This window comes from Bradyrhizobium sp. (assembly GCF_035935975.1).
In the GTDB taxonomy this organism is placed as follows: Bacteria; Pseudomonadota; Alphaproteobacteria; order Rhizobiales; family Xanthobacteraceae; genus Bradyrhizobium.
The window spans coordinates 24,151-36,102 of the sequence record NZ_DASYWN010000002.1; the positions used below are offsets into that span (position 1 = coordinate 24,151).

Here is an 11,952-nt window from a genome sequence, read left to right on the forward strand (position 1 = left end):
AGCGCGAGTCACACGCCGCACGGAGCCGCTCAATTCGTGCCCTCGCGCAGCTTGAACCGCTGGATTTTGCCCGTCGCTGTCTTCGGCAAGGAGTCCACCACGTCGATCCAGCGCGGATATTTCCACGGGCCGATCTTCTGTTTGACGTGGTCCTTCAGCATCTCCTGGAGGTCGCTGGTCTTCGCACCCGGCCGCAGCACGACGAAGGCTTTCGGCTTCAGCAGGCCTTCCGGATCGGCCTCGGGTACGACGGCGGCTTCCAGTACGGCCGGATGCGTGATCAGCGCGCTCTCGACCTCGAAGGGCGAGACCCAGATGCCGGAGACCTTGAACATGTCGTCGGCGCGGCCGCAGAACGTGTAACGTCCCTCGGTGTCGCGGACATATTTGTCGCCGGTGCGGGTCCACGGTCCTTCAAAGGTGCGGCGGCTCTTGTGGCGCTGGTTCCAGTAGCCTTCGCCGGCGGAGGGGGCATCGACCAGCAGCTCACCGACCTCGCCGTCGGCGACGTCCTGCCCGGCCTCGTTGACAAGCCGCACCGCATAGCCCGGCACCGGCTTGCCGGAGGAGCCGTATTTGATGTCGCCCGGCGCATTCGACAGGAAGATGTGCAGCAGCTCGGTCGAGCCGACGCCGTCGAGAATGTCGACGCCGAAGCGCGACTTCCAGCTGTTGCCGACGGATTCCGGCAGCGCCTCGCCGGCCGAGGTGCAGATGCGCAAAGCCTTGCCGCCGCGCTCGCTCTTCATCGTTTCGTCGTTGAGCATCGCCGCGAACAGCGTCGGCACGCCGTAGAAGATCGACGGGTTGAACCTGTTCATCAGGTCGAACATCCGCGCCGGCGTCGGGCGCTCGCTGTTCAGCACCACGGTGGCACCGACCGACATCGGGAAGGTCAGCGCATTGCCGAGGCCATAGGCGAAGAACAATTTTGCCGCGGACAGGCAAACATCGTTCTCGCGAATGCCGAGCACCTGCTTGGCGTAGGTGTCGGCGGTCGCCTGCATGTTGGAATGGATGTGGCGCACGCCCTTGGGCATGCCGGTCGAGCCGGACGAATAGAGCCAGAATGCCGGCTCGTCCGGATGCGTCGCGGCGGTGGTGAACTGGTCGCTCTCGTCGGAGATTTCCTCGGCAAGCTGCTTGTGGCCGTTCTGCTTGGCGCCGGAGACCACGACATGCTCGAGATCGGGCATGCGGCCGACGACGTCCTTGATGACGGGATAAAGCGCCTCGGAGACGAACAGCACACGGGCGCGGCAGTCGGCGAGGATGTAGGCGTACTGGTCCGCAGTCAGCAGCGCATTCAGCGGCACCGGCACGATGCCGGCGCGGATCGCGCCCAGGAACACGATCGGGAAGTCGACCGTATCCAGCATGATCATCGCCACGCGCTCCTCGCGGCGGACGCCGAGCCGGCGCAGCATGTTGGCGGCGCGCCGTGTCTCGCGCTGCAGCTCGCCATAGGTGAGCCGCGAGACGGTGTCGTCGAAGGCGAGCTTGTTGCCTCGGCCTTCCTCGACGTTACGGTCGAGCAGCCAGGTCACCGCGTTGTAGGATCCCTCGCTCACGGTCGTCTCCCCAGATTTTAGAATTATAATTCATAGAAAGACACTGTGACAGCTTGCTGTCAATGCCAGCAGGCACTATGTTTCATTAAAACGCGCCGCAGGGCCTTCGTCAAAGAGGGCATCCGCCGAAGAAGGTCCATGACCGACAGTCCCGACGCCGAATCCCGATTTCTCGAACAGCTCGGCCAGCGCGTGCGCACCATGCGCGCGTTGCGCGGCATGTCGCGCAAGGTGCTCGCCAAGGTATCAGGGATTTCCGAGCGCTACATCGCGCAGCTCGAGAGCGGCAAGGGCAACGTCTCCATCGTGCTGCTGCGCCGCGTCTCCGACGCGATGGGCGCGCATCTCGAAGACCTGCTTCCCTCAGCCGATCCGACGCCGGACTGGCAGATGTTTCGCGATCTGCTGCGCAAGGCGACGCCGGCGCAGATTGCCCAAGCAAAAGATCTGCTCGCCGGCGGCAGCGCTTCCGCGCCGCGACGCGCGCCGTTCTGCGGCATCGCGCTGATCGGCCTGCGCGGCGCCGGCAAATCGACGCTCGGGCGAATGCTGGCGAAGAAGATCGGTTGGAGCTTTGTCGAGCTCAACAAGGAGGTCGAGCAGCAGAACGGCCTCTCGGTCGCCGAGATCATCGCGCTGTACGGCCAGGAAGGCTTTCGCCGCATGGAGCAGGCCGCGCTGCAGCAACTGCTCGCGCGGAACGAGCTGATGGTGCTGGCGACCGGCGGCGGTATCGTCTCGGAGCCTTTGACCTTCGACCAGATCCTGACCTCGTTCTACACGATCTGGCTGAAGGCCGAGCCCGAGGAGCACATGGCCCGCGTCCGCCGCCAGGGCGATCTGCGCCCGATGGCGGATGATCGCTCCGCCATGGCCGAGCTGCGCAACATTTTGCTGAGCCGCGAGCCGCTGTATTCGCGCGCGACGGCGGTGGTGGATACGGCGGGGCTGAGCGTCGATGCCGCGGCGGCAAGGCTGATCGATGCGGTGCGCCCGGTGCTGCAGAACGAAGCGCGCAGCTTCGGGCTGCGGAGCGTGGCGCTGTAGGGCGGTCCTTTCGCCGAGCACAGCGCTGTCGTCCCTGCGAACGCAGGGACCCATACCGCGTGATCCATCGATTGTGCACGCGGCCAATCCCGAACGACTGATCTTCGCCAAACACTTCCCTGTGGTTATGGGTCCCGGATCGGCGCGCGCTTAAGCGCGCTTGTCCGGGACGACAGCAGAGTTTGTGGCCCGCCACAAAGTCACTATATCCGAGCCCAAGAACCAGCCTTGGGACCCACGATGACCTCCAGCGACGTCACCACCTCCATGTTCGAGCGGATCGGCGGCAGCGCCACGATCGATGCCCTCGTCGACCGCTTCTACGACCGCATGGACACGCTGCCGGAGGCGCAAGCGATCCGCGCGATGCATGCGGATGATCTCGGCCTGATCAGGGACGTGCTGAAGCGCTATCTCACCGAATGGACCGGCGGCCCAAAGCTCTATACGCCCGAGAAGGGCCATCCGCGGCTGCGGCAGCGGCATATCGGTTTTGCCATCGGCGATGCCGAGCGCGACGCGTGGCTGCTCTGCATGCGGGGTGCGATGGAGGAGACGGTGACAGATGGCGCCGCACGGCAGGAGCTCGACAAGGCGATCTCGGGCCTCGCCGACTGGATGCGCAACCGAAGCTAGTCGAGACCGAGCGCGCTGATGTCCTTCGCAAGCCTCACGCCCGGGATCGGCAGCACCCGTCCGGTTTTGACGGCGTAGCCGCCGAGCACGATGTTGGGACGGCTGGGCGCCGGCAAGGCCTGCACGCGTTCGACCAGCGCTGCGACCGCATCGCACTGCTCGGGCAGCGCGATCGAGACCAGCAGCGTCTTGGGCTCACCCGCGAGCGAAGGCTCGGCCAAGGCCTCGAGAACCGTACGATCGTCGACGTGCCGCGTCCGCCACCCCTGATTCTGCAGCCAGAGACCGAGGATGCGAATGCCCACCACATGAATGTTGCCCGGCGCGTTCATCAGGAAGTAGCAACCGTCCCCGCTGGGGTGCGTCGGCTGTGACCAGGCCAGCCGCATCCTGGCCTCGACCAGATCGATCACCCGCTCGGCGAAGGCGGTGAATTCGTGCTCGCCTTCGACGGTCAGGGTGCCGCGCTCCCAGGCATTGCCGATCTCGTAGAGCATCGGCGCGATCATGCCGATGAGAATGTCGACCGGCCGGCAATGGGCGGCGATGGCGTCGTCGACCAGCGGCCCAGCCGCACTAAAATCATTCCTGCGCCCGGCCGCGAACAAGGACTGGAACAGGTCCCGCAGCGCCACCGCATGGGCGTATTCATCGCCGCTGAGCAGATCCGGCTCTTCGCCCGCGCATTTCGGGCACAGCCCGTGCGTGATGCCGAGATCCGCGTGCGGCGGCATCTCGCCCATGAACTGCTGGCAATGGGCACACCATTTCAGCACGCCGCCATTCCCCCTCCCCGGTTCCGCACAGCCTAGCGCAGCATCGTCGCTTGCAAGAGCGATAGCGGCTCGACGCAAGCGGTGATGGGGTCGTGCAGCGAGCATGGGCGGCCTGCAACCAACGAAATTGAGCTAGATCAAAGCCGGCTGCTAATCTCTCGCCATGACCGACATCCTCCCCGACACCATCCGCCGGCTCTACACCGATCCCGGCGAGTACATCGACAGCGATCACCCCGCCGTGCAGCAATTCGCGCAAGACACGGTGCGCGCGGATGCAAGCGCCCGCGAGAAGGCGAGCATGCTCTACAAGGCGGTGCGCGACGGCATCCGCTACAACCCTTACGTCAGCATGCGCGTCGCCGACACGTTTCGCGCCTCGAGCGTGCTTGCCGCGGGACAAGGCTATTGCGTCGGCAAGGCCTCGCTTTATGCCGCCGCCTGCCGCGTCCACGGCATTCCCGCGCGCGTCGGCTTTGCCGACGTGAAGAACCATCTCACCACAGAGAAGCTGCGCGCGAGCATGGGCACCGACATTTTCACCTGGCACGGCTTTACCGAGGTGCATGTCGACGGCGCCTGGCGCAAGGCGACGCCGACCTTCAACGACACGCTCTGCGCCAAGGTCGGTGTTGCGCCGCTCGATTTCGACGGCCACACCGACGCGCTGCTGCATCCCTTCGACGGCGAGGGGCGCGCCTACATGCAATATGTCAACGACCGCGGCACCTATCACGACGTGCCGGCCAAGTTCCTGATGCGCGAGATGGCGCGCGACTACGCCAACATGCAGGGCGAGGATCTGTCGGGCCGCGACATGGAGCGTGAGGCGGAGGGGCGGTAGAGCGCGGTGCCGTAGCCCGGATGAGCGAAGCGACATCCGGGACCCCGCGCGAGCGCTTTCCCGGGTATCGCTTCGCTCACCCGGGCTACGACATCCAGCGAGAGGTGCGACGGGTCAACCAACCACGAGCGCGCGGGGATCTTGCTGGGCAGCATCCGGGACTCTCCTCTCCAGCTCCTCGATCATGCCGCGCGCGATTTCCCGCTCGCCCATAATGACGACATCAGCCCCCAGTCCCTTCAGATGATCGACCTCGGCATCCGCATGCGCCCGCGCGATGATGCGGATATCGGGATTGGCTGCGCGCGCCTGCTGCACGATCTGCCCGGCCTCGAACGCCTCGGGGATCGCGATCACCAGATGCCGCGCCCGCGACGGATTTGTGGCGCCGAGGATCTCGGGCTGCGCGGCATTGCCCATGATCGTCTCGATGCCACCCTGCTTCAGCTTCTGAAGTGCGCTCTCGCCGACCTCGGCGACCAGGAAGGGCAATTGCCGCTGCTTCAGCGCATCGCCGACCAGCGCGCCGACGCGGCCATAGCCGATCACGATCGTATGGTCGGTGAGGTCGGTGGTGCGGATCGGCTCGGGCACGGCGGCCGCGGCCTGCGGCGTATCCCGCCTGGGATCGAGCAGCGGCGCGAGCCAGGTGACCGCTGCGAACATCAGCGGATTGAGCATGATGGAGAGGATCGCACCGGCCATGATCAGGTCGCGGCCGTCGCTGGGCAGGATCTGCGAGGCGACGCCGAGCTCGGCCAGGATGAAGGAGAACTCGCCGATCTGCGACAGGCTCGCCGAGATCGTCAGGGCGGTCGCGACCGGATGCCGGAACAGCACCACGATCAGGAACGCGGCGACCGATTTGCCGAGCATGATGATCGCAAGCGTCGCCAGCAGCGGCCAGGGCTCGCGGACCACGCTCATCGGATCGAACATCATGCCGACCGAGACGAAGAACAGCACCGCGAAAGCATCGCGCAGCGGCAGCGATTCCTGCGCCGCCCGTGCGCTGAGCGGCGATTCCCGCAGCATCATGCCGGCAAAGAACGCGCCCAGCGCCAGCGAGACGTCGAACAGCTTGGTCGCGCCGAAGGCGATGCACAGCGCAATCGCAAGCACGGCGAGGCGGAACAACTCGCGCGATCCGGTGTGGGCGATGTAATGCAGGATCCACGGGATCACCCGGCGGCCCACCACCAGCATCAGGCCGATGAACACTGCGATCTTGACGATCGTCAGCATCACCACGCCGGCAAGCCCGAGGCCGAGCTGCGCGGCCAGCGGCTCGAACGTGGGCTTGCCGCCATGGCCGCCCTGAAGGCTCGCGATCGCCGGAAACAGCACCAGCACGAGCACCATCGCGAGGTCCTCGACGATCAGCCAGCCGACGGCGATGCGGCCGCGGTCCGTCTCCATGAGGCGCCGCTCCTGCAGCGCGCGCAGCAGCACCACGGTGCTCGCCACCGACAAAGCGAGGCCGAACACGAGGCCGGCGCTGGCGCTCCAGCCCATCAGCAACGCAAGGCCGAGCCCCATCAATGTCGCGACCGCGATCTGCACGACGGCGCCGGGCACGGCGATGTTGCGGACGCTGAGCAGATCCTGCAGCGAGAAATGCAGGCCGACGCCGAACATCAGCAGGATGATACCGAGCTCCGACAGCTCGGTGGCAAGCGCCTGGTCGGCGACGAAGCCCGGCGTGAACGGGCCGACAGCGACACCGGCGAGCAGATATCCGACCAGCGGCGGAATGCGGAACCGCTGCGCGATTGTTCCAAGTACGAAGGCTAGTCCAAGTCCAACGACGATGGTGGCGATGAGAGGTGTGTCATGCGGCATTTTTGCCTTTTGACACAGCGGGCGCGTTCGTGCACCGCGACCTGTGCGCGCGGGTCAACGCGCGACGCTTGCCCATCGCGCCGTCAGATAGACCAGTAATTCGGATGCTGATACGGCGGCGAGCGGTCGCCCCAGTCGAATTCATCGCCATCAAACTCGCAGGGACCGCTGCTCAATTGCTCCGGCGTCAGTTCGACCTGGAAGGCCTGACGTCCCGGATCATACTTCAGCGCGCTCCATTGCACGGGATAGTGATGATGCGTCCCGAGCAGCCTGCCGGTCTTGATGACGGCGTAAGCGACCGTTCCGCTCAACTTGTCGAGCATCAATCGTTCGATCGTGCCGAGCTTCGAGCCGTCGCACCCATAAACGGCGACGTGCTCGACACGATCACTGGGAACCATGGTGTGTTGCATGGCTTGCTCCCTGATCTGGTGTGCGGAGCAGATTATAGCTGAGCAGGGTGGGTTAGCGAAGCGTAACCCACCTCTTTGGTCTCCGCGAGGACAGAAGCGGTGGATTACGCCAGCGGACTGCGCTTCGCGCAGCCGCGGGCTGATCCACCCTGCAAACCTACAGCAATTGCGAACGCACCGACTCGGCGCCGTCGCGCAGCAGCGGCAGGAAACGGTCGATCAATTCCTGCGCCGGCACACGGTCGACATGGGCGCCCATGTTGATGGCGGCGACGATCACGCCGTCATAGCGGCGTACGGGAACCGAGATCGAGCGGAAATGCGGCTCGGCCTCGCGGTCGACCAGCGAATAGCCCTGCGCGCGGTCGGTGGCGATGCGCGCGAGCAGTGCCTTGGGATCGGTCACCGTCTGCGGCGTCAGCGCCTCGCGCTTCATGGTCTTGAGGCGGGCGGCGAGATCGGCATCGTCGAGCTGGCCGAGCATGGCCCGGCCGACCGAGGTGCAGAACGCCGGCAGGCGGTAGCCGATTTCGAGACCGCCGGAAAACATCCGCGCCGGGCTGCTGCGTGCGACGAACACGACGTCGTCACCATCGAGCACGGCGAGCGAGGAGATCTCGTTGGCCGCCGTCGCGACGCGATCGAGCACCGGCTGGAGCACGGCGACGAGCTGGTTGGAGCGCAGGTATGATGCAGCCAGCGTCAGCACATGCGGGGTCAGCAAGAACAGCTTGCCGTCGCCGGAGACGTAGCCGCCGCGCTGGAGCGTGAACAGCATGCGCCGGGCGGTCGCCCGCGGCAGATCGGCGGCGCGGGCGAGATCGCTCAGTGTCATCGGGCCCACGTTCGTGCCGAAGCATTGCAGCAGGCGCAGGCCGCGATCGAGCGCTTCGACGAAATCCGTCGCACGCTCGTCGGTCTCGCTTCGCTTCAGCTTGGGCATGATCCCCGGGACAATCCTGCAAAATAGTGCTTGCTGCCGATCCAAGGCATGTCATAATTCGCCCATTCGTTCAATAGGCGAACAGAAAACGCCCTCCGGAAAAAGGACGCGACCGCCATGATGAGCCAGGAGCAGAACGACCTGATCACCCGTACCGGGCCGAAGGATCCGTGCGGCAAGCTGATGCGGAGCTACTGGCAGCCGGCGGCGCTGGTCGATGAACTGGAAGGCGAGCGGCCGATCCGTCCCGTCAAATTGCTCGGCGAGAACCTGGTGCTGTTTCGCGACGAGACCGGGCGTTACGGCCTGATCGATCGTCACTGTGCGCATCGCGGCGCCGACCTCGCCTTCGGGCGGCTCGAGCATGGCGGCCTGCGCTGCGCCTTCCACGGCTGGCTGTTCGACGCCACCGGCCAGTGCATCGAGACGCCGGCCGAGCCGAAGGATTCAAAACTCTGCCAGAACATCCGCCAGCGCTCCTACCCCGTGGTGGAGAAGAGCGGCATCCTCTGGGCCTATCTCGGCGAGGGCGAGCCGCCGGCCTTTCCGGAGATCGACTGCTTCGTCGCGCCCGGCACGCATACGTTCGCGTTCAAGGGGCACATGGCCTGCAACTGGCTGCAGGCGCTGGAAGTCGGCATCGATCCTGCGCACGCCTCCTATCTGCACCGCTTCTTCGAGGACGAGGACACGTCCACTGCCTATGGCAAGCAATTCCGCGGCGCTTCGGCCGGAAGCGACCTGCCGATGACGAAGATCCTGCGCGAATACGACCGCCCGATCATCAATGTCGAGCACACCGAATACGGCCTGCGGCTGATCGCGCTGCGCGAGATCGACGAGGAGCGCACCCATGTGCGCGTCACCAACCAGCTCTTCCCGCACGGCTTCGTCATCCCCATGAGCACGGAGATGACGATCACGCAGTGGCACGTGCCTGTCGATGACGAGAACTGCTACTGGTACGCGATCTTCACCAGCTATTCGAACCCGGTCGACAAGAAGAAGATGCGCGACCAGCGGCTCGAGCTCTACGAGCTGCCCGACTACAAGTCGCGCAAGAACCGCAGCAACGATTACGGCTTCGATCCGCACGAGCAGCAGACCGCGACCTATACCGGCATGGGCAACGACATCAACGTCCACGACCAGTGGGCGGTGGAATCGATGGGCGCGATCCAGGACCGCACCAAGGAGCATCTCGGTTCGAGCGACAAGGCGATCGTGCAATATCGCCGCCTGCTGCGGGCCGAAATCGAGAAGGTCGGCGGCGGCGAGAAGCCGATGCTGTTCCTGGACGAGGCCAATGCGCGCAGCATCCAGGGCCCGGCGACCATGGACGGCATCGGGCCGACCCGCGGCTGGGAGACCTACTGGATGGAAGTCGACGTCAAGCGCCGCCGCGGCGCGCCGTGGACCGCACCGGTCCCGAAGGAGATCGCCGACAACGTGCACCGGCTGACGGCGGCGGAGTGACGATGCCATTCGCTGCGGGCGAGCCGCGACGGCGGCTCCGCATTCTCCGCTGTCATGCCCCGCGAAGGCGGGGCATCCAGTACGCCGTGGCATCTCGTGGACACACGACCGTCTCAGGAATACTGGATCGTCCGCCCCAGTGCGCAATTGCGCACAGGGCGGACGATGACAGCGGTGATTGAGGAGCAACCAAAGTGACTTTCGTCGCGCGTCATGCGCTGTGGTCGGATGAGCAGAAGGACGCCGCATCGCGCATGCGCCGGTTCGTCGAGGACAAGAACCTCGAAGTCATCCGCCTTGCCTTCCCCGACCAGCACGGCATCCTGCGCGGCAAGACCATCATCGCCACGGAGGCGATTGCCTCGCTGGAAAGCGGCTGCTCGATCACCACCACCATGCTCGCCAAGGACACCTCGCACCGCACGGTGTTTCCGGTGTTCACCGCGGGCGGCGGTTTCGGCATGAAGGAGATGGAGGGCGCGGCCGACGTGCTGATGGTCGCCGATCCCACCACGTTTCGCGTGCTGCCATGGGCCCCGGCGACCGGCTGGGTGCTGTGCGACCTGTATTTTGGCGATGGCCGTCCCGTGCCGTTCGCAACGCGCGGGCTCTATCGCAAGGTGCTCGACGAGCTCGCGGGCCGCGGCCACGATTTCGTCGCCGGGCTCGAGGTCGAATTCCACATCTTCAGGCTCGACGACCCGCATATGAGCGCGGAAGACGCCGGCCAGCCCGGCACGCCGCCATCGGTGAGCCTGCTCAGCCACGGCTATCAGTACCTGACCGAGCAGCGCTTCGATCAGATGGAGCCGGTGCTGGAGATTTTGCGCCGCGACATCGTCGCGCTCGGGCTGCCGTTGCGCTCGGTCGAGGTCGAGTTCGGGCCGAGCCAGTGCGAGTTCACCTTCGCGCCGAAGAAGGGCCTCGAGCCCGCCGACAACATGGTGCTGTTCCGCTCGGCCGTGAAACAGATCGCACGGCGTCACGGCTATCACGCCACCTTCATGTGCCGGCCGAAGCTGCCGAATGTGTTCGCGAGCGGCTGGCACCTACACCAGTCGATCGTCTCGCATGCGAGCGGTGAAAACCTGTTCATGGCGAAAGACGGCGGCGAGCCTCTCAGCGCATTCGGCAAGGCTTACCTCGCCGGCCTGCTCGACCACGCCCGCGCCTCGACCGTGTTCACCACCCCGACCATCAACGGCTACAAGCGCTACCGCTCCTATTCGCTGGCGCCGGACCGCGCGATCTGGGGCCGCGACAATCGCGGCGTGATGATCCGCGTGCTCGGCGGCGCCAATGATGCGGCGACGCGCCTGGAGAACCGGATCGGCGAGCCCGCCGCCAATCCCTATCTCTACATGGCCTCGCAGATCCTCTCAGGGCTGGACGGCGTCGACCGCAAGCTCGATCCCGGCCCGTCCGCCGATACGCCCTACGAGACCAAGGCTCCGCTGCTGCCGAAGAGCTTGCGCGATGCGGTCAGCGCGCTGAAGGATGATCCGTTCTTCCGCGAGAAGCTCGGGGCGGAGTTCGTGGACTACTACACCCACATCAAGAACGCCGAGATCGACCGCTTCCTGTCTGAAGTGACCGATTGGGAGCACCGCGAGTATTTCGAGGTGTTTTGAGGGAGAACAGCCTCACGGCACTGTGAGGCGACTTCATCCCGTTTGTTCCGACGACACCACTCCGTGCTCCGATGAAGCCTTTTTCCCTGCGCCGCGAAAACGGCCGGAAAGAAGCGAGGGCTATGTTCGGCTTCCATGATCAACAATGGAGTTCGATCATGTTGGGTCAATTATTGAGCCTGATCTATCGCCTGTCCTGCCGGACCACCCTGATCGAGATCGGGACCCACCACCTCGCCCGCTGATGGCGCGGAGGCATACAGGTAAGACGGATTGACCAAGTGAAGGAGGCTTCCATGCGCAAGCTCATCCTGATCGCGACGATTTCGCTGCTGGCCAGCCAAGCCTATGCCGGGGGTTCGCGCAGTCTGAGCCTGGCCACCACGAATGCGAGCCCGACGACCGAGCAGCCGGCAGCGACGGCTCCGCCGCAGGCCACGCAGGCCCCGACCGCAACGCCGCCGGCGAGTGTGCAGACGGCGACGACCACGCCTGCTTCAACGACTTCGGCCACACCAGCGCAAGCCGCGACAGCGGCCGCGACGTCCGCTCAGCCGGCCGCGGCAACGGCCAAGCCGAAGCACCGCCAGCCGTCCACCGAGGCGCGCGTGATCCGCGAATTGCATCGGCACGGGATTTATTGGTGAGAGGTGCAGGTCTCTCTTCCGTCATTGCGAGGAGCGCTTGCGACGAAGCAATCCAGAATCCCTCCGCGGAAGGATTCTGGATTGCTTCCGCCTTCGCCAAGGCTTCGGCGGACAAGTCGCTTC

General features: G+C 65.3%; 12 protein-coding genes. 7 read left to right on the forward strand and 5 right to left on the reverse strand.

Going from position 1 to position 11,952, the window contains the following annotated elements; genetic code table 11:
- Positions 1-29: 29 nt before the first annotated feature.
- Positions 30-1,571 (reverse strand): benzoate-CoA ligase family protein, encoded by a 1,542-nt coding sequence (locus tag VGR99_RS00185; RefSeq protein ID WP_326896273.1) that lies wholly within the window; start codon positions 1,569-1,571, stop codon positions 30-32.
- 120 nt (positions 1,572-1,691) lie between these two features.
- On the opposite strand from VGR99_RS00185, the gene VGR99_RS00190 reads away from it, so the two are divergent.
- Positions 1,692-2,618 carry a helix-turn-helix transcriptional regulator gene (locus VGR99_RS00190; RefSeq protein ID WP_326896302.1) on the forward strand — a complete coding sequence of 309 codons (927 nt, stop codon included), beginning with the start codon at positions 1,692-1,694 and terminating at the stop codon, positions 2,616-2,618.
- Between the two features lie 240 nt (positions 2,619-2,858).
- Positions 2,859-3,254: a group II truncated hemoglobin gene (locus tag VGR99_RS00195; protein ID WP_326896274.1), complete on the forward strand. Its 396-nt coding sequence runs from the start codon at positions 2,859-2,861 to the stop codon at positions 3,252-3,254.
- On the opposite strand, the gene VGR99_RS00200 is transcribed toward VGR99_RS00195, so the two are convergent.
- On the reverse strand, positions 3,251-3,997 hold the full coding sequence (locus tag VGR99_RS00200; protein WP_326896275.1) for a B12-binding domain-containing protein: 747 nt from the start codon (positions 3,995-3,997) through the stop codon (positions 3,251-3,253). The genes VGR99_RS00195 and VGR99_RS00200 overlap by 4 nt on opposite strands.
- 196 nt (positions 3,998-4,193) lie before the next feature.
- Between VGR99_RS00200 and VGR99_RS00205 the strand changes: the two genes are divergently transcribed.
- On the forward strand, positions 4,194-4,874 hold the full coding sequence (locus tag VGR99_RS00205) for a transglutaminase family protein (RefSeq protein WP_326896276.1): 681 nt from the start codon (positions 4,194-4,196) through the stop codon (positions 4,872-4,874).
- 114 nt (positions 4,875-4,988) lie between these two features.
- Here VGR99_RS00205 and ybaL read toward each other — a convergent pair whose 3' ends face one another.
- From ybaL to VGR99_RS00220, 3 genes are all read right to left on the reverse strand, one after another.
- On the reverse strand, positions 4,989-6,716 hold the full coding sequence (gene ybaL / locus VGR99_RS00210; RefSeq protein ID WP_326896277.1) for a YbaL family putative K(+) efflux transporter: 1,728 nt from the start codon (positions 6,714-6,716) through the stop codon (positions 4,989-4,991).
- Between the two features lie 83 nt (positions 6,717-6,799).
- Positions 6,800-7,132: a PRC-barrel domain-containing protein gene (locus VGR99_RS00215; RefSeq protein ID WP_326896278.1), complete on the reverse strand. Its 333-nt coding sequence runs from the start codon at positions 7,130-7,132 to the stop codon at positions 6,800-6,802.
- Positions 7,133-7,289: 157 nt separating this feature from the next.
- On the reverse strand, positions 7,290-8,075 hold the full coding sequence (locus tag VGR99_RS00220; RefSeq protein WP_326896279.1) for an IclR family transcriptional regulator domain-containing protein: 786 nt from the start codon (positions 8,073-8,075) through the stop codon (positions 7,290-7,292).
- A 117-nt stretch (positions 8,076-8,192) separates the two neighbouring features.
- On the opposite strand from VGR99_RS00220, the gene VGR99_RS00225 reads away from it, so the two are divergent.
- From VGR99_RS00225 to VGR99_RS00240, 4 genes are all read left to right on the forward strand, one after another.
- Complete coding sequence (locus VGR99_RS00225) at positions 8,193-9,551, forward strand: aromatic ring-hydroxylating dioxygenase subunit alpha (RefSeq protein ID WP_326896280.1); 1,359 nt, start codon at positions 8,193-8,195, stop codon at positions 9,549-9,551.
- 194 nt (positions 9,552-9,745) lie between these two features.
- Positions 9,746-11,182 carry a glutamine synthetase family protein gene (locus VGR99_RS00230; protein ID WP_326896281.1) on the forward strand — a complete coding sequence of 479 codons (1,437 nt, stop codon included), beginning with the start codon at positions 9,746-9,748 and terminating at the stop codon, positions 11,180-11,182.
- A gap of 71 nt (positions 11,183-11,253) precedes the next feature.
- A complete protein-coding gene (locus tag VGR99_RS00235; protein WP_326896282.1) occupies positions 11,254-11,427 on the forward strand; it encodes a hypothetical protein in 174 nt (57 codons plus the stop codon).
- Between the two features lie 51 nt (positions 11,428-11,478).
- Positions 11,479-11,829, forward strand: coding sequence for a hypothetical protein (locus VGR99_RS00240; protein WP_326896283.1), 351 nt, complete (start codon positions 11,479-11,481; stop codon positions 11,827-11,829).
- The last annotated feature ends 123 nt before the right edge of the window (positions 11,830-11,952 follow it).

What these genes read in the sequence shown, in the direction of transcription:
- VGR99_RS00195 (WP_326896274.1), top strand. Translation starts at nt 2,859, where the DNA reads ATGACCTCCAGCGACGTCACCACCTCCATGTTCGAGCGGATCGGCGGC.
- VGR99_RS00200 (WP_326896275.1), bottom strand. Translation starts at nt 3,997, where the DNA reads ATGGGCGAGATGCCGCCGCACGCGGATCTCGGCATCACGCACGGGCTG.
- VGR99_RS00205 (WP_326896276.1), top strand. Translation starts at nt 4,194, where the DNA reads ATGACCGACATCCTCCCCGACACCATCCGCCGGCTCTACACCGATCCC.
- ybaL (WP_326896277.1), bottom strand. Translation starts at nt 6,716, where the DNA reads ATGCCGCATGACACACCTCTCATCGCCACCATCGTCGTTGGACTTGGA.
- VGR99_RS00215 (WP_326896278.1), bottom strand. Translation starts at nt 7,132, where the DNA reads ATGCAACACACCATGGTTCCCAGTGATCGTGTCGAGCACGTCGCCGTT.
- VGR99_RS00220 (WP_326896279.1), bottom strand. Translation starts at nt 8,075, where the DNA reads ATGCCCAAGCTGAAGCGAAGCGAGACCGACGAGCGTGCGACGGATTTC.
- VGR99_RS00225 (WP_326896280.1), top strand. Translation starts at nt 8,193, where the DNA reads ATGATGAGCCAGGAGCAGAACGACCTGATCACCCGTACCGGGCCGAAG.
- VGR99_RS00235 (WP_326896282.1), top strand. Translation starts at nt 11,254, where the DNA reads ATGAAGCCTTTTTCCCTGCGCCGCGAAAACGGCCGGAAAGAAGCGAGG.
- VGR99_RS00240 (WP_326896283.1), top strand. Translation starts at nt 11,479, where the DNA reads ATGCGCAAGCTCATCCTGATCGCGACGATTTCGCTGCTGGCCAGCCAA.